The sequence below is a fragment of the Streptomyces sp. BE303 genome (assembly GCF_036290945.1).
Lineage (GTDB): Bacteria > Actinomycetota > Actinomycetes > Streptomycetales > Streptomycetaceae > Kitasatospora.
The window spans coordinates 15456-32568 of record NZ_JAQYWZ010000895.1; the positions used below are offsets into that span (position 1 = coordinate 15456).

15 protein-coding genes are annotated in these 17113 nt (G+C 75.6%); 6 read left to right on the top strand and 9 right to left on the bottom strand.

Annotated features, from left to right (window positions below; all coding sequences use genetic code 11):
* The first annotated feature begins 185 nt into the window (after positions 1–185).
* Both PUR56_RS34335 and PUR56_RS34340 read left to right on the top strand, forming a co-directional pair.
* Positions 186–926: a polyprenol monophosphomannose synthase gene (locus PUR56_RS34335; RefSeq protein ID WP_329881179.1), complete on the top strand. Its 741-nt coding sequence runs from the start codon at positions 186–188 to the stop codon at positions 924–926.
* A 63-nt stretch (positions 927–989) separates the two neighbouring features.
* A complete protein-coding gene (locus PUR56_RS34340) occupies positions 990–2231 on the top strand; it encodes an aromatic acid exporter family protein (protein ID WP_329881180.1) in 1242 nt (413 codons plus the stop codon).
* A 110-nt stretch (positions 2232–2341) separates the two neighbouring features.
* On the opposite strand, the gene PUR56_RS34345 is transcribed toward PUR56_RS34340, so the two are convergent.
* The 7 genes from PUR56_RS34345 to PUR56_RS34375 form a co-directional block, all read right to left on the bottom strand.
* On the bottom strand, positions 2342–2815 hold the full coding sequence (locus tag PUR56_RS34345; RefSeq protein ID WP_329881182.1) for a VOC family protein: 474 nt from the start codon (positions 2813–2815) through the stop codon (positions 2342–2344).
* 159 nt (positions 2816–2974) lie between these two features.
* Positions 2975–4996 carry a phosphocholine-specific phospholipase C gene (locus tag PUR56_RS34350; RefSeq protein ID WP_329951821.1) on the bottom strand — a complete coding sequence of 674 codons (2022 nt, stop codon included), beginning with the start codon at positions 4994–4996 and terminating at the stop codon, positions 2975–2977.
* A gap of 14 nt (positions 4997–5010) precedes the next feature.
* A complete protein-coding gene (locus PUR56_RS34355; protein WP_329951822.1) occupies positions 5011–6471 on the bottom strand; it encodes an endonuclease/exonuclease/phosphatase family protein in 1461 nt (486 codons plus the stop codon).
* Positions 6472–6802: 331 nt separating this feature from the next.
* The gene (locus PUR56_RS34360; RefSeq protein WP_329881185.1) at positions 6803–7258 is read right to left on the bottom strand and encodes an SRPBCC family protein; all 456 of its coding nucleotides are present in this window, start codon (positions 7256–7258) and stop codon (positions 6803–6805) included.
* 204 nt (positions 7259–7462) lie between these two features.
* On the bottom strand, positions 7463–7876 hold the full coding sequence (locus PUR56_RS34365; RefSeq protein ID WP_329881187.1) for an SsgA family sporulation/cell division regulator: 414 nt from the start codon (positions 7874–7876) through the stop codon (positions 7463–7465).
* Between the two features lie 122 nt (positions 7877–7998).
* On the bottom strand, positions 7999–9330 hold the full coding sequence (locus tag PUR56_RS34370; protein ID WP_329951823.1) for a cryptochrome/photolyase family protein: 1332 nt from the start codon (positions 9328–9330) through the stop codon (positions 7999–8001).
* Between the two features lie 508 nt (positions 9331–9838).
* Positions 9839–10195 (bottom strand): PRC-barrel domain-containing protein, encoded by a 357-nt coding sequence (locus tag PUR56_RS34375; protein WP_329881329.1) that lies wholly within the window; start codon positions 10193–10195, stop codon positions 9839–9841.
* 345 nt (positions 10196–10540) lie between these two features.
* Here PUR56_RS34375 and PUR56_RS34380 point away from each other — a divergent pair, with 345 nt between their 5' ends.
* On the top strand, positions 10541–11371 hold the full coding sequence (locus PUR56_RS34380; protein WP_329951824.1) for an SAM-dependent methyltransferase: 831 nt from the start codon (positions 10541–10543) through the stop codon (positions 11369–11371).
* A 104-nt stretch (positions 11372–11475) separates the two neighbouring features.
* Here the strand turns inward: PUR56_RS34380 and PUR56_RS34385 are convergent, their stop codons facing one another.
* A complete protein-coding gene (locus tag PUR56_RS34385) occupies positions 11476–12543 on the bottom strand; it encodes a BadF/BadG/BcrA/BcrD ATPase family protein (protein ID WP_329951825.1) in 1068 nt (355 codons plus the stop codon).
* Positions 12536–13429 carry a MurR/RpiR family transcriptional regulator gene (locus PUR56_RS34390; protein ID WP_329881191.1) on the bottom strand — a complete coding sequence of 298 codons (894 nt, stop codon included), beginning with the start codon at positions 13427–13429 and terminating at the stop codon, positions 12536–12538. Before PUR56_RS34390 ends, PUR56_RS34385 begins: the two co-directional genes overlap by 8 nt.
* Positions 13430–13867: 438 nt before the next feature.
* Here PUR56_RS34390 and PUR56_RS34395 point away from each other — a divergent pair, with 438 nt between their 5' ends.
* From PUR56_RS34395 to PUR56_RS34405, 3 genes are all read left to right on the top strand, one after another.
* Positions 13868–14467, top strand: a complete 600-nt coding sequence (locus tag PUR56_RS34395) for a hypothetical protein (protein ID WP_329951826.1) — start codon at positions 13868–13870, stop codon at positions 14465–14467.
* 211 nt (positions 14468–14678) lie between these two features.
* A complete protein-coding gene (locus tag PUR56_RS34400) occupies positions 14679–15683 on the top strand; it encodes an N-acetylmuramic acid 6-phosphate etherase (RefSeq protein WP_329951827.1) in 1005 nt (334 codons plus the stop codon).
* 292 nt (positions 15684–15975) lie between these two features.
* Complete coding sequence (locus tag PUR56_RS34405; RefSeq protein WP_329951828.1) at positions 15976–17019, top strand: ABC transporter substrate-binding protein; 1044 nt, start codon at positions 15976–15978, stop codon at positions 17017–17019.
* Positions 17020–17113: the final 94 nt, after the last annotated feature.

Sequence of the window (17113 nt, forward strand, 5' to 3'; positions counted from 1 at the left end):
GGTCCGTCCGCGGCACCCGCGCGGACTCCGGCCGGCCCTCGGGACGTGCCCGCCCGACCGGGGGCCGGACCACCGGGACAGCCTACGAACCGCCGCGGATAGACTCGCACGGCCGTAGTACCGGACATCCGTCCGAACCGGTGCCACTGCGCGGCACCGGCCGGAGAGCACGCGAGGGACAGAACATGGTCGAGGCCTCCCCGAAGGTCGTTGTGGTCGTACCCACCTACAACGAACGGGAGAACCTTCCGGTCCTCGCCGGACTGCTCGCCGACCTCGACCTGCCCGACCTCCACCTCCTGGTCGTCGACGACAACTCGCCCGACGGCACCGGCAAGATCGCGGACGAGCTCGCCGCCGGATCCGACGGCCGCGTCCGGGTGCTGCACCGCACCGAGAAGGACGGCCTCGGCCGGGCCTACGTCGCGGGCATGACCCTGGCCCTGGAGCAGGGCGCGGACGTGGTGGTCCAGATGGACGCCGACCTGTCCCACCCGGCGGCCGTCCTCCCGACCATGGTGGAGACCCTGCTGGCCGACGACACGGCCGTGGTGCTCGGCTCCCGGTACGTGCCGGGCGGCTCGACCGCCGCGGAGTGGCCGTGGCACCGCAAGGCGCTCTCCAGCTGGGCCAACTTCTACGTGAACACCATCCTCGGACTGGGCGTGCGGGACGCCACCGCCGGCTTCAAGGCCTGGCGGGCGGAGACCCTGCGGGCGATCGACCTGTCCTCGGTGAACAGCAACGGGTACTCGTTCCAGGTCGAGCTGAACTACCGGGTGGTGCAGCGCGGACTCACCGTCAAGGAGGTGCCGATCCGCTTCGAGGAGCGGGTCAAGGGCGCGTCCAAGATGAGCCTCTCCGTGCAGGTCGAGTCCGCCCTCGCGCCGTGGAAGCTGCTGCGGGACCGGCGCCCCCGCCCCTGAGGGCGCGGGGCGGTCGGACGACCCGGGGTGGTGTGAACCGGCGCTTCGGGGAAGAAGGTCCGCATGTCCCTGCTACCGGACTCCGTCGCCGCCGCGGTCCGCCGCGGCACGCGCGAGCCCTTCGTCGTCCAGACCGTCCGCGCGACCGTCGCCGCCACCCTCTCCTACGTGGTGGCGACCTGGCTGAGCAGCGAGCCCGCCCCGCTGACCGCGCCGCTCACGGCGCTGCTGGTCGTCCAGGTCACCGTCTACTCGACGCTGACGACCAGCATCCGCCGGGTCAACTCGGTGGTGGTCGGGGTGCTGATCGCGATCGGCTTCAGCTCGGTGGTCGGGCTCTCCTGGTGGAGCCTGGGGCTGGTCATCCTCGCCTCGCTGGTCGTCGGGCGGTTCGTCCGGGTGGACGAGTTCGTCCAGGAGGTCGCGATCAGCGCGATGCTGATCCTGGGCGTCACCAAACTCGCCTCCCAGGCCTGGGACCGGGTCCTGGAGACCCTGATCGGCGCGGTCGTCGGACTGCTGTTCAACCTGCTGTTCGCGCCACCGGTGTGGGTCGACACGGCGGGCGAGTCGATCGAGGACCTCGCCCGCCGGGCCCGGCAGCTGCTGCTCGACCTGGCCGAGCAGCTCGACCGCCCCACCCCCGTCGCCCACGCCGCCGAACGGCTGCACGAGGCGCGCCGGCTCGACCAGGCGATCGCCGACGTCGACGCCGCGCTCCGGCAGGCCGAGGACAGCCTGCGGCTCAACCCCCGGATCAGCGAGGGGCTGCTCTCCCGGCTGGTGCTGCGGACCGGCCTGGACACCCTGGAGATCTGCGTGGTGGTGATCCGGGTCCTCGCCCGGTCGCTCACCGACCTCGCCAAGCGGCGCCCGCCCGGCGAGCCGCTGGTCGCCCCGGACGTCGCGGTGGCGCTGGAGGAGCTGCTCGCGCACATCGGCGGCGCGCTGGTGAGCTTCGCCGTCCTGGTCACCACCCAGGTCAGCCGGAACGCCGAGGAGGCCGAGCAGCGGCTGACCGCCGAGCTGACGGCCGCCTGGGCGAGCCGGGAGAACGTGGCCCGGCTGCTGCTCGACCGGGTCCGCGAGCATCCGGAGGCCTGGCAGCTGCACGGCGCACTGCTGGCCGAGGTGGACCGGATCCTCGACGAACTGGACCTGGAGCACCGCAGCCGGCGGCTGATGGAGGAACTGGACCGGGCCTCGGTGGCGAACCGGGAGCGGTTCTCCCGGCTCGCCTGGCTGCGCCGGCTGGTCCGGGGCGAGCGCCTGCGGTCCGGCCGGCTGCGGCGGAAGCGGAGCTGACGGACGGGATGACGGGGCGAGAGGACGGGAGGGCGGGAGGACGGGCCGTCAGGGAGGTCCGTCCGGGGAAGGGGAGTTCAGGGGCGGGCAGGGGCGGGTGCGCGCCGGGGTCAGCCGCGGGCGGCGTCGAGCAGCTGCTGGATGTCGATCTTCTTCATCTGCAGCATCGCCGCGAAGACCCGGTCGGCCTTGGCCCGGTCCGGATCGTTGACCAGGTCGAGCAGCACGCGCGGGGTGACCTGCCAGTTGAAGCCCCAGCGGTCCTTGAGCCAGCCGCACTGGCTCTCCTGGCCGCCGCCCTCCTGGAGCGCCTCCCAGAGCCGGTCGACCTCCGCCTGGTCGTCGCACTCGATCTGGAGCGAGACCGCCTCGGTGAACGGGAACAACGGGCCGCCGTTGAGGGCGACGAACGGCCGGCCGCCGAGTTCGAAGCTGACGGTCAGGACCCGGCCGGGGACGCCGGGGCCCGGCTCACCGTAGTGGGTGACCCCCGTGATCCGGGAGTCGGGGAGGATCGAGGTGTAGAAGCGGACGGCTTCCTCGGCGGCGTCGTCGTACCAGAGGCACGGAGTGATGTTCTGCATGGAGCCGACGGTAGCGGCGGGCCCCCGGCCGGGCGGCGGTGCCACGGCCGGGGGTCACCGGTTCGGCGCCCCGGTTCGGCGCCCCGGTCGGACGTCCCCGGGCCGGCGCTCCGGGGGCCGGTGGCCACCTGCCGTGGTCACCGGCCGCCCGTCAGGTGCTCAGTGCACCCATCCCGCGTACCGCTGGGTGAACCGCAGTCCGGTTGCCGCGGTGACCACCACGTCGTAACGGCCCTCCTTGTCCAGCGGCCAGGCGAGGTTCGTCTGATTGCCCGGCTTGACCCGGACGGTCTGCGCGGTGCCGGCGAAGTCGTTCGGCACGGCGGTGAAGCAGACGTCCGTCATGCCGTCGTTGACCAGTTGCAGGGTGAGCCGCCGGGAGCCGGAGAGGTCGGCGGTGACGATCGGCACGCCGACGTCGTTCTGTCCGTCGGGGTGGACCGGCCCGTTCGCCCCGTTCACGCCGGCGGGGCCGTTCACACCGTCCCGGACCACGGTGCCGGCGAAGCGGCGGACGAAGCCGTCGGGGCCGTGGACGGTGAAGTCGTAGCGGCCGTTGGTCGACCCGGCCTCCCACAGGTACGTCGCGGAGGCGCCCGGCGCCACGGTGAACGGCGTGCCGGCGAACGGGTGGACGATGTTCGGGTAGACGGTGTACGGGAACGCGACGGAACCGTCGTTGGTCATGGTGCAGGTGACCCGGCCGGTCCGCCGGTCGACCTCCACGTCGGCCCAGGGCTGGTACGGCAGGTGGCGGTGCGGCCGGTCGCCGCGCTCCTGGACGGGCATCGACTGGGCACCGGCGGCGGGGAGCTGGACGCCCGGAAGCTTGGTACCCGCGTCGGCCCGGGCCATCAGGGCCGTGGTGTCCGGGAGTTGCGGTATCGAGTGGTTCGGCGCGGCGAAGTCGAAGCAACTGGTGAGGTCGCCGCAGACGGCCCGGCGCCAGGCGGAGATGTTGGGTTCGGCGACCCCGGTGACCTGCTCCATGAAGCGCAGGACGGACGTGTGGTCGAAGACCTGGGAGTTGACCCAGCCGCCGCGCGACCAGGGCGAGGCGACCCAGAGCGGGACACGGTTGCCGAGGCCGATGGCGCGGCCCTGGGTGAACTCCTCCGGGGTGCCGGGCTCGGGGGTGGGCGGGACCATGTGGTCGAAGTAGCCGTCGTTCTCGTCGTACATGACGAGGAAGACGGTGTGCTTCCACACCTCCGGGTTGGACATCAGCGACTGCAGCGCCTGGTTCACCCAGTGCGCGCCGTACGCCGGACCGGCCTCGGGGTGCTCGGAGAACAGGTAGGGCGCGACCAGCCAGGAGACGGTCGGCAGGGAGCCGTCCTTGCAGTGGGCGTCGAACGCGGCCGGGTCGAACTTGGTCATCGCGTTGACGTACCGCGGGTCGTCCTTCGGGAAGGCGTGGAACTGCCGGAAGTACGAAAGTGCGTTGTCGTCGTAATCGCCGGTGCGGTCGTCCTTGCTGGGGTTGTGGTAGACGCGCCACGTCACGCCCGCCTGTTCCAGCCGCTCCGCGTACGTGGTCCAGTCGGCGACGGGGTTGTCGGTGACCGGCGTGTTGTCGATCCAGGGGCCGGTGGTGCCGTCGCGGCCCGGGCCGGCGGTGCCGGTCCACAGGTAGAGGCGGTTGGGGTCGGTCGGACCGGCGAGCGAGGTGAAGTAGGCGTCGCAGAGGGTGAACGCGTCGGCCAGCGCGTACTGGTAGGGGATGTCCTCGCGCGAGAAGTAGCCCATGGTGCGCTCGCCCTTGGCGGCGATCCACTTGTTCATCGCGCCGTTGTTGATCGCCTGGTGGCCGGTGGCCCAGTCGTGCGGCAGACCGCCGGCGTTCTGCGCGTTGTACTTGGAGGTGTCCATCCGGTACGGCAGCATCGCACCGCCGTCGCTGCGGCGCGGGTCGGGCTGGCGGAACACGTCGGCGCCGTCCGGGAACTGCAGCGCCTGCTTGTCGCCGAAGCCGCGCACGCCGTTCAGGGTGCCGAAGTAGTGGTCGAAGCTGCGGTTCTCCTGCATCAGCACGACGACGTGACGGACGTCCTTGATGGTGCCGGTGAGGCGCCCCGGCGCGGGCGCCGCCGTGGCGGAGGTGGTGGGCAGGCCGGTGAGGGCGGCGGCGCCGGCGGCGGCGGTGGCGCCGACGAAGGTACGGCGGGAGAGCTCGGACATCGCGGACTGGCCTCTCAGAGCTGGAAGGTGGCGACGGCAGCGGCGGCGTCGGAGGGCCACTGGTTGGCCGCGAGCGCGGCCGGGTCGGTACCGGTGGCGGGCCAGTCGGCGACCAGGGTGTGCGCCTCGACCAGCTTCAGCGGGCCCCGGTGGAGGACGTAGTCGATCCGGTCCTGCGGCTCGGCCTTCCCGGCGGCGCGCTGCCTGCGGGTCGGCGACCAGGTGACCCCCGCCGCCTTGGCCGGGTCGCGGTACTCCTCCCGGAAGGTGTCGGTCAGGCCGGCGGCCTGGAGCGCCGTGGTGACCGGCCAGGCGACCGGGCCCGCTCCCCCGTGCGCGGCGGCGGTGGCGGCCGTCCAGTCCAGGTGGGAGGGCGAGGCGAGCGCCCCGGCGAGCACCACCGGGACACCGGCGGCGGCGTCGGCCGCGAGCGCGGCGGCCAGTGCCTTCGCCTGCCGCAGGCGGAGCGAGCCGTTCTCGGCGGCGACGACCTGGGCGGCGGTCCGCCCGTCCTGGACGGCGTACGGGCCGTAGTCCGACTCGTCGAGGTGCGCGGCCCAGAACCGGACGGTGCGGCCGCCGGGGAGTCGGAGGGTGGCACCGGCGGCGGGGAGGTCCGCGGTGGGCGGGGTGACCGCGGTGAGCGGGTAGCGGCTGAGGATCCCGACGCTGCCGGGGCTCTGGTAGGCGTGCCAGCCGAGCGCGTCGGCCAGCGTCCGGGCGGCGCTGCCGGCGGTCTCCTGGAGGCCGAGCACGTCCAGGCCCTGGGCGAGGACGACGCGCAGCTGCTTCTCCACCGCGTCGGTGAAGGCCGCGCCCGCGTCGGCGAGGTTCCAGGAGGCCGTCTTCAACCGGAGCGGACCTGCCGGGTCGGCCACCGGGACCTGCACGGTGACGGTGTCGGTGGCGCCCGCGCCGTCCTTGACGCCGACGACGAGGAGTTCCGGGTCCCGCGCGGGCCGGCCGGCCGGGGCGGTGCCGGTGACCGCGCCGTCGGCGCCGACGGCGAGCCAGGCGGGGCCGCTGATCTTCCGGAACGCCGCGCTGCCGGGCGGGTTCCCGGCCGGCCGGGACCAGAGGCCGCCGAGCCGGACGCTGACGGCGGCGCCGGGCGCGACGGGCGTGGCGGTGAGCGCGTCCACCGCGGCGTGCGGGCGGACCACGGCCGGCTTGGGGCGGAAGGTGAACGGCGCGGTCTGCGCGAGGACGCCGTAGCCGTCCTTCGCCAGCAGGTAGGCCGTGTACGGGCCGCCGGTGAGCGCCGAGGTGTCGAGCTGGACGTCACCGGATCCGGCCGGTGTGTACTTCCAGAGCAGCGAACTTCCGGTGCCGGGCCTGCGGTCGCCGTCGTAGATGCCGACCCAGTTCTTGGCGTCGGGTGCGTCGGTGGTCCAGTGGAAGGTGAGGCGGTCGCCTTCGACGGGGAGGGCGGGACTCGGGGGGATGGCGAGGCTCAGGGTGCTGCCGGTGGCCACGGTTGTCCTGTCCGCCGCTCGGGCCGGCCGGCGGGGGGCGTCGGACCTGGCCCGTCCACGGCTGGTGACGGGGGCTGGGGAGGGTCGACCCACTGACAGTTGGCTGTACAACTGTGGGGCCGGGCCCATTCATCCGAAGGCCGGCGACCGGGACGTGAACGATGCGTGACGGAAGGTCGGGCGGTGCGGGAAATCCAGAGCGGGTTCAGGTGGGCGGGTGGGGATTCGGTGCCGGGGGTGGGGATTCGGTGGTGCCCCCGGGTACGACAGACCCCGTACGGGCAGGGCCGGTTGCGGCGGGTCGTCCCGCCCCGGCCCTCCCCCGGCACCCTCAGGAACGCTGGTGGCGGTCGTGCTCCGCCCCGACGTCCCAGCGGGACTCGACGTGCGCCTTGAAGTCGTGGAGGTCGTCGATCACCCGGCGGTCGACGAAGCCGAGCGCCTCCCCCACCCGTTCGATCAGGCCGTGCGGCTCGACCTCCAGTTGCAGCATGACCCTGGTCGCCTGCTCACCCAGGCGGTGGAACGTCACCACCCCGGACTGCCGCACCTCTCCGGCGACGGCCGCCCAGGCCAACCGCTCGTCGGGCACCAGCTCGGTGGTGCGGGCCTCGAACTCGCGGCGCGCGCCCGCCACGTCCACCACCCAGCGCGTGCGCCCCTCACCGAGCCGGTCGATGCCGACCACGCCCCGCATGAACTGCGGGAACTCCTCCAGCCGCGTCCACTGCTCGTAGGCCGCCGCCAGCGGCACGTCGACCTCGACGGACTGCTCGATCCTGGTCATCGCGGAATCCCTCCTCCGACGGGCCGGCGACCGCAGGGCGGTCGCCGCTCACAAGCCCGTCTGCCCCGGAACCTCCGGGGCATGTCGGCCGGACCGCCGCGGACTTCACCGAATCGGACTTTCCCGGACCGGCCCCTGCGGGACCGGGCGGGACCGGGCGGGATCCGCCACCGCGTCCGCCCCACCACGGTGAGCCCGCCGCGATCAGCCGGGCTCACCGGTCAGTTCGGCCACCGTGTCCGGCCAGTGGGTCAGCAGGTGCTCGGTGCCCGGGGGCACCGCCTGCCAGGTCCGGCGCAGGAAGGCCGTGAGGTCGTCCGCCCCCAGGACCAGGATCGCCCAGCCGTCGTCGCCGTGGAACTCCACGCCCACCGTCCCCGGCTGCCACGGGCGGACGCGCAGGTCCCCGCGGCCCGCCGGGGCGCTCAGCCCCTGGCCGAACAGTTCCCTGGCCGCCGTCCAGCAGAGCCGCCCCTCCGGGTCCAGCGCCGCCTCGGCGCCGAACCCGACCGACATCGCGAAGGGGTCACCGGTGTCGTAGCGCAGCTCCAGCAGGACCCGCCTCAGCTCGGGCCCGATGATGCACGCCTCGACGACGTCCTCGATGATCCGGAACACGGGACCCCTCCTCCCTCGGTTCGCCACCATGGCTTCGCCCGGCTACCCCCGTCCGCCGAGTGAATGCCTACCGCACGGCGATCGGTTCGGCAACGGACGTCCGGCGGACCGGCCCGGGCGCCTCACTCCAGCCCGCGGGCCGAGCGGAGGCGGGTGGAGAGCGCGTCCGGATCGACGACCGGCGCCGGGTAGCCGGCCGGCGGGCGGTCCAGCCGCCAGGGGCGGTGCACGGCCCGCCCCCGGACGTCCGCGAGTTCGGGCACCCAGCGCCGCACGTAGGCACCGTCCGGGTCGAGGCGGTCCGCCTGGGAGAGCGGGTTGAGCACCCGGTTCGGGCGGGTGTCGGTGCCGGTGCCGGCCACCCACTGCCAGTTGAGCTGGTTGTTCGCCAGATCCCCGTCCACCAGCAGCCGCAGGAAGTGGCGGGCGCCGATCCGCCAGTCCCGGTAGAGCGTCTTGGCCAGGAAGGAGGCCGTCACCAGCCGGGCGCGGTTGTGCATCCAGCCCTCGTGCGCGAGCTGCCGCATGCCCGCGTCGACCAGCGGGAAGCCGGTCCGGCCGGTCCGCCAGGCCTCGCACTCCTCGTCGTCCTCCGGGAGCCACCGGTCGCCCCGGTCGCGGTAGTCCCGGTGAGCGGCCTCGGGCCGGGCGGCCAGCACCTGGTGGTGGAAGTCCCGCCAGGCCAGCTGACGGACGAACGCCTCGGCGCCCTCGTGCCCCTGCCGCTCGGCGTCGGCGACCAGCTCGCCGACGGAGAGGCAGCCGAAGTGCAGGTACGGCGAGAGGCGCGAGGTGCCGTCGGCGCCGAGGTCGTCGTGCAGGTCGGCGTAGCGCTCCAGCGGGTACCGCTGCCAGAGCCGCCTCGCGGTCCGCTCGCCCCCGGGCGGCAGGGCGGGCGAGTCCGGCGCAGCGGTGGGGACGGGTTCGCCCGCGATCCCCTCGGGGGTGCGCAGCGCCCGCGGCGCGCGGTGGACGGTCCGGCGCGGGGCCTGCGACCAGGCCCGGAAGTACGGCGTGAAGACGGCGTAGTGGTCCTTGCCCGCCGGGGTCACCGCACCGGGCACGGCCACGGTGAGGGAGCCGTCGTGGACGTGCAGCCGGTCGCCGAGCTGCTCGCGCAGGGCCTGCTCGCGACGGTGGGCGAAGGCGCTCACCCCGGCGGCGACGTGCACCGAGGCGGCGTCCACCTCGGCGGCCAGCCGGGCGGTCGCGGACGCGGACCGTCCCCGGCGAAGGACGAGGCGGCCTCCGAGCGGGCGCAGCGAGGCGTCCAGGTCGGCGAGGCAGCCGGCGAGGAAGGCGGCCCGGTTGGGCGCGGCGAAGCCCACGGCGGAGACGTCCGGGTCGAGGACGAAGAGCGGGACGACCTCGTCGGCCGCGGCGGCGGCGGCGTGCAGGACGGGGTTGTCGTGCAGGCGGAGGTCCTGGGTGAGCAGAGCGATGGCGACGGTCATCAGTGGCGGCCCGGTGGTGGTGGTCTGACGGTGATGGTCTGGCGAGTGGTGGTCCGACGGGTGGTGGTCCGACGGGTGGTGGTCGGGAGGTTGCTGTCGGGGGCCGGCTCCGGCAGGCCTCCGGGCAGGTGAGCCTTCCAGTCCGGCGCGCCGAGCGGGGCGCGGCGCGCCGGTGGCTCCCCGAACCGGGATGCGGCGCGCCCGGCGCGGGGCGACCGAGGCGCGGGGCAGTGGGGCGCGGTGGGAACCGGCGGGCACGGACCGGGGGCATTGGTTCCGCCGTTCGGGTGATACCCGGCGGGCCGGGCCATCCGCCCCGCCGGCTGCCGCGAAGCGGTGGTGTCCGGTCCGGCGCTGTGGGAGGCGCCGGCCGGGCGGCGGGGGCGGGGTGCCGTGTCGAGTCGGTCCCCGCCCCGCCACGGCCCCGGTCCTGACCGGTCGGCGCAGGCCGGTCAGGACCGGGCCGACGTGTGCACCGACATGTGTACCGGCGCGGGCGTGCTCGGTGTCAGCGGCGGGCGAGACGGCGCTCGCCGCCCGCTCCGGGGGTGTAGGCGAGCCCGTAGTGCGCGAACACGGCCGCCTCGTCCTCGGCGGGCAGGACGTCGTCGACGCCGATCGACGGCGCCTGCTTGACCTGGGCCTTGGGGAACGCCACCCGGAGGTACCCGGGGCCGACGACCGCCCCGTCGAGCGGTACGAAGACCAGCCGCCGCCGGGACACCAGGCCGACCGTGACGGTCGCGAAGAACGGCTGGTCGCTGGCGGTCTCCACGTAGACGGACTCCAGCGCGCCGATCCGGTGGTCCTTCTCGTCCACGACGGCCTGTCCCCGCCACTCCCTGATGTCGGCCGTACCGATCACGGCGAGCATGGCGACCTCCCGTTGCCGCCCGCGTGCGGCGGCCCGTCGACTGGGCTGAGCCCCGGACCCTCCCATCCTGCTCCGGGGCGCCCCGGACCGCCCGCCGGGGACCTGCTCCCCCGGCCGGGAGCAGGAGCGCGGAGGGAGGCCGACCCGGCCCGCTCCGAGCCCCCTCCCCGGCCCCGCTCCGAACGCGTCCCCCGACCGCACAGGAGCCCCGAACGAGGACCAACGCGCCCATTTCTCACAACGGGGGGTGAACCGACCATCCGCCCACCGGGCGCCTCCCGAGCACCTACGCTGTGCGCCGACGGATCGTCAGATCATGGAGGTGCGGAGGCAGTGGTGGGCTACGACAGCATGTGGGAACCGGGCGAGCCCGGTGTCCCCGCCGACCTGCGCCCGGAGATCCCGCACCCGGCCCGGATGTACGACTACTACCTCGGGGGCAAGGACAACTTCCCCTCCGACCGGGCCGCCGCCGAACGGGCCCTGGCGGCCAACCCCGAGTTCAGATCGACCGCGCGCGCCAACCGGGCCTTCCTCACCAGGGCGGTGCGCAGCGTCGCCGCCGCGGGCATCGACCAGTTCCTCGACATCGGCACCGGCATCCCCACCGCCGGCAACACCCACCAGATCGCCCAGGCGGTCGACCCGGGCGCCCGGGTCGTCTACGTGGACAACGACCCGATCGTGCTCGCGCACGCCCGGGCCCTGATGGGCGGCACGGCCGTCGGCCGGACCACGGTGATCCAGGCCGACCTGCGCGAGCCCGAGAAGCTCCTCGACGCCACCGAGGCCGAGAAGCTGCTCGACTTCGACCGCCCGGTGGGCCTCGTGCTGGCGGCCGTCCTGCACTTCGTGCCGGACCACCAGCGGCCGTACGACGCCGTCCGCACGCTGCTCGACGTCCTGGCCCCCGGCAGCCACCTGGTCCTCTCGCACGGGACGGCGGACTTCATCCCCGCCGCGGTGCGGGACCGGGTCACCGGGGTCTACGACAGGGCCACCGCACCGCTGGTCGGCCGCACCCGCGAGGAGGTGGGGGCGTTCCTCGACGGGCTGGAGGTCCTGGACCCGGGTGTGGTCACCGTGCCGCTCTGGCGGCCGGAGGGCACGCCGGAGGCCGGGGCCGACCGGGTCAGCATGTACGGCGCGGTGGCCCGCAAGGCGTGAGGCCCGGCGGGGCCGGAGGGCCGGACCGTGCGGGCGCCGGGGCGGGATCACTGCCGGTGAGCGGTCAGGTGGTCCGGTCAGACGGTCAGGTCGAGGCGGTCAGGTCAGGCGGTCAGGTCGAGGAGGTCCAGCAGCGGCGGGTCCAGTGGCCAGGGCAGCCCGCCGGGCGCGGCGGCAGCCGAGGCCGCGAGCCGGAGGGCGCCGAGCAGGGGCGGGCCGTCGGGCTCCCGGAGGCGGGCGGCGGGGAGCCGGGCGGCCAGCGCGTCGAGGGCCGCCCGGCGGACCGGCCCGAGACGGAAGAGGCCGCCGGTCAGGGCGAGCCGGGGGTCCGTGAGGCCGACGGCGGTGGCGGCGGCGGTCGCGCTCGCGGCGATCTCCTCCCCCGCGCGCCGGACGATCGCACCGGCGACCGGGCAGCCCTCCTCGGCCGCCGCCACCACGTCGGGGGAGAACGCGGCGAGCAGCGCGGCGCGGTCCGGACGCGGCTGGAGCGCCGCCGGGAGACCGGGCGCCGGGCCGTAGCGGCGTTCGGCCGCCGCGAGCAGCGCGGGCGATCCGCCGGTCCGCCCGTCGTACGCGCGCAGGGCCGCCGCCAGGCCCTCGCGGCCCAGCCAGCCGCCGCTGCCGCAGTCCCCGAGCAGCTGGCCCCAGCCGTCGGCGCGCCGCCAGCCGGTCTCCGCGCGGTAGCCGATCGCGACCAGGCCCGTCCCGCCGGCCACGGTCACCCCGGCGCCCGTGCCGAGCGCGCCGACGTGCGCCGCGACCGAGTCCCCGGCCAGCACCAGGCGTTCGGCTCCGGTGGCGCGGGCCAGCGGGCCGGGCAGCCGCGCCGCGAGCGCCCGGCCGAGCAGGGCCATTCCGGTGGCGCCGACGGCGACCGCGCCGATCCCGGCCCCGGGCGGCAGTCCGGCGGCGAGGGAGCCGAGTGCGGGGAGCAGCCGGCCGAGCAGCGCGTCGGCGTCCTGCCCGGCGGCAGCCGCGGACACCCGGGCGGCCCCGGCCACGTCGGCCGTCCGGGCCCCGGCGAGGTCGGCGGGCCACCCGGCGGGGGCGACGGCCACCCGGAGGCCGGACCCGCCGACGTCGACGCCCACCACCCAGGTGTCCTCGGCGCGGCCTGCGGAGGCGGGCCCCCGCCGCCGGGCGGTGGCGGGACTCCCGTGGTCAGGCATGGTGGCGCTGCGGGGTGCGGCCGCGGGTGACGGCCTGGCGGGTGCGGTCGAGGGCGTCGGCGGCGCGGGTGTCGAGGTACTGGGCGAGGCGGACGTAGAGGCAGTCCACGACGGTGAGTTGGGCGGTCCGGCTGACGGTCGCACCGGTGCGGCGGTCGCTCTCCCGGCCGGCGAAGGTGAGGACCCGGGTGGTGGCGGCGGCGAGCGGCGAGCCCGGGTCGCTGGTGAGGGCGACGGTGGTGGCGCCGCGCCGGGCGGCCTCGGTGACCGGGTCGAGGACCTCGGGCGTGCGGCCGGAGTAGGAGATGCCGACGGCGACGTCGGCGGGGGTCAGGTGGGCGGCGCCCATCAGGGCCCGGTGGACGTCGGAGCGGGCGGCACAGACCAGGCCGAGGTGCTGGAGCTTGTACTCGAGGTCGGCGGCGACCACGGCCCCGGCCCCGGCCGCGTACACCTCGATCCGGCGGGCCGAGGCCAGGGCGTCGACCACCGCGTCCAGGGCGTCGAGGTCGAGTTGGGCGGCGGTGTCCTCGGCGGCCCGGGCGCTGAGGCGGGCCACCTTGGCGACCACGGTCCGGGTGTCGTCGGCGGCGGTGACGTCCCCGTCGGCGCCGACCCGGACGGCGAACTCGTCCGCGGCCGCGACCTGGGCGGCGGCGAGGGCGAGCCGAAGATCGGGGTAGCCGCGCAGGCCGAGGGTGCGGCAGAACCGCGTCACCGAGGTGTCCGACACCCCTGCTGCGGCGGCCAGTTGACTGATGCTCAGGGCGGCTGCGGCGGCCGGGTCGGCCAGCACGCGTTCGGCGACCGCGCGTTCCACCGGCGACAGGGAGGGCAGCCTGCCCCGCAGTCGCACGATCAGAGCCTGGGCCGACGTGCGGTCCACGACATCCCTCCCACATCCTGTTGCCCACCGATGTTGCTCTTCCACATTCGAAGAGTTCTGTGCGAGAATCCTCGACATCCCGACGGGTGTCAACCTCGGGTTCGTCCGAAGTGTGCCATCACCGACCCGGGAAGGAGACCGCGCCGTGTCCCGTGCCGCCGTCCTCACCACCCGGGCCCACGTGGACTTCTGCCGCGTCACCACCGCCGCCTGTCCGGCCGTCGCACCGCTTCGCTGACGCCCCGCGCCGCACCGGCCCACCGCCGCCGCGCGCCCACGCACCCGCCCCACCGAGGATCACCCGTGCCTGCCCCGGCCGTTCCCCCCGCACCCCTGCCCGCCCCCCTGCCCGCCCCACCGTCACCGCCCGCACCGTCACCGGCGCCGTCACCCGCGTCCGAGCCGGCGGCGTCCCCGGCGGACCCGGCACCCCCGCCGTTGCGCGGCGCGTACGTCTTCGACCGCACGCTCGCCGCCGCCGACCCGGACGGCCGGGCGCGCCTGCTCGACGGACTGGCGGCCACCGGCCTCACCACCCTGATCACCAAGGCGGACGCCGCCACGCCCGCCCTGTCCGCCGCCTGCCACGCGGCCGGACTCCGGCTGGTCGGCAGCGTGGCCTGCCTGAGCGACCACGCCGAACCCGCCGAACGCCGCCGACCCGACCTCCGGCCGGTGTCCGGCGACGGACGGCCGTGGCAGCAACGCGAGTGGTACACCGGCCTGGTCCCGACCGACCCGGTCCACGGCGAGCGGCTGGCGGAGCGGTGCGCCGGGGCGGCGGCCGGCGCGGTCGCCCGGGCGGTCCGGGCCGAGGCCGGCGGCTCGCCGGGGACGGCCGTGGTGCCGATGGTGCAGACCACCTCGTCGGCCGCGCTCGCCCGGGGCGCCGACTGGGGTCCGCCGGTCACCACCGCCGGGTTCCGGGCGGCCCTGCACCACGCACTCGACGCCTCCGCGGGCGGGGACCTCTGCCTCTTCCCCGGCGAGGGCCTGGACGGACCGGGGCGGCGCGCGCTCACCGACGCCCTCGCCTGAGCGGCGCCGGCCCGGAACGCCCGGGTCCTCGATCCGACCGCACCTCGCTCCCCGCCCGGCTCCACCCCGCCCCGGGCAGAGCCGCCCCGACGCAGAGCCGCCCCGACCCGGCACGCCCCGGTCGGACCCGTCCCGGTCAGGCGCGTCCCACCTCCCCTCCGTCCGATCCGTCCCCACGTTTCCCCGTCCCCGCACCACCCCGGGAGCACCCGTGCACCACCTGCCGCCCACCGAGGCGCGCAACCCGCGCAGCACCGGCATCGACCGACTGGACGCGCTGGGCGTCCTGCGGCTGATCAACGCCGAGGACGCCACCGTGCCCACCGCCGTGGCCACCGCGCTGCCCGCCCTGGCCCGCGCCGTGGACGCCGCCGTGGACGCGCTGCGGTCCGGCCGCACCGTGCACTACGTCGGCGCCGGCTCCTCCGGCCGGTACGCCACCCTGGACGCGGCCGAACTGCCGCCCACCTACGGGCTGGAGCCCGGCCGGGTGCGGGTCCACCTGGCAGGCGGCCCGGCCGCGCTCACCAGGGCCGCGGAGGGCGCCGAGGACAGCGAGGAGGCCGGCCGGGCCGCGCTCGCGGAGGCGGCGGCCGGGGACGTCGTGCTCGGCCTCGCCGCCAGCGGCCGGACCCCGTACGTGGCGGGCGCCCTGCACGCGGCCCGCGCCGCCGGCGCGCTCACGGTGCTGGTGAGCGCCGACCCCGAGGCGCCGCTCGCCGACTTCGCCGACCTCCACGTCTGCGTGGAGTCGGGCCCCGAGGTCATCACCGGTTCGACCCGGATGAAGGCGGGCACCGCACAGAAGCTCGTCCTGCACGGCTTCTCGACGGCGGTGATGGTCCGTCTCGGCCGCACCTGGTCCAACCTGATGACGGACGTCGCCGCGGGGAACCGGAAGCTCGCCGCACGGAAGCTCACGCTCCTGGCCCAGGCCTCCGGCGCCGGGCCGGAGGCCTGCCGGTCCGCACTGGCCGCCACCGACGGCGAACTGAAGCCCGCCCTCGTGGTGCTGCTCGCCGACGCGGCCCCCGCCGCCGCCCGGGCCGCGCTGGCGGCGGCCGGCGGAACGGTACGGGGCGCGCTGGACGCGCTCCGCCCGGCGCCCGCCCGATGTCCCGGGGACCTCGCCGGCCCGCCGCTCGACCCGCCCGCGGCGCCGGTGCCGCCCGTACCGCTGTCCTCGCCGTCCCCGCCGCCTGCCGCCCGCCCGTGACCACGGGCACCCGGCCGGGGCCCGTCCCACCGAAGGACCGATCCCCATGCCGGCGCCGACACCCCGCCGCCGACCGCTGCTCCCGCGCGCCGCGACCCTGATCGCCTCCACCCCGCTCGTCCTCACCGCCCAACCGCCGGCCCACGCCGCCCCCGCCGCCCCCGTCTCGCCCGCCTTCCCCGCCGACGGCGGCGCCGCCCGCGGCACCCGGTACGGCTACTCGGTCCGGGACCACCAGGCTTCGCGGCCTGAACCCGCGCCAACCCATCGCACTGACAGAGGAGTTCCACCCATGCACCGCCCCCGTCGCCTCGCCGCCGCACTCGCCGTCGCCGCACTCGCCCTGACCGCCTGCGCCTCCAACGGTCGGACCACCGGCTCCGCCGCCGGCGCCGCGCCCGCCCCGCAGGAACCGCTGCCGACCAGCGTCCCGGCCGGCACCGACCTGCGGATCGGTGACCAGAACGCCCAGTTGGAGGTCCTGCTCAAGGCCTCCGGACAGGACCAGGGAACCGCGTACAAGCTCGGCTACAGCGCCTTCCAGGGCGGCCCGGCGATCCTGGAGGCCTTCCGGGCCGGCTCGCTCGACCTCGGGATCGTCGCCGAGACGCCCGCCATCTTCGCCCAGGCCGCCCAACAGGACGTCAAGGTGGTCGGCGTCGCCCAGACCAGCCGCTCCGCCGTCCACCTCGTCACCTCACCCGGCAACCCGGCCAGGACCGTCGCCGAACTCAAGGGCAAGAAGATCGCCTACACCGAGGGCACCACCTTCCAGCCCGCCGTCCTCAACGCACTCAAGCGCGCCGGGCTGAAGACCACCGACGTCACCCTCGTCAACCTCCAGGTCCTGGACATCCCCGCCGCCCTGCAGAGCGGCCAGATCGACGCGGCGGCGCTCACCGAGCCGCTCGCCTCCAAGTACCTGCTGCCCAACGCCGAGAAGGGCGCCCACGAGATCACCGACGACAAGGACCTCACCAGCGGCCTGCTGCTGCTCATCACCCCCGGCAAGACCCTCAAGGACCCGGCGCGGGCTGCCGCGCTGGCCGACCTGACCGCCCGCTGGACCAAGGCGCTGACCTGGCAGAACGCCAACGAGGCGGAGTGGGTGGAGCAGTACTACGTGAGGAAGCAGAACATCCCGGCCGCCACCGGGAGCCAGATCTTCCGCAACACCGGCACCGCCGCGTTCCCCTCCTACGAGCAGGCCCTCACCGACCACCAGGCCATCGCCGACCTGCTCACGGCCGCCGGGGCGCTCCCCGGGAAGCTCGACGTGTCGGGCGAGTTCGACCGCCGCTTCGAGGCCGTCCAGCGCCAGGCCCTGGCCGGCTGAGCGACGACCGGCGCTCCCCCGAGAGGACCATCGTGACCGTCTCAACCCCGTCCGCTCCCGCCCGACCCCGGGCCCCCGGCCGGTCCGGCAGGCC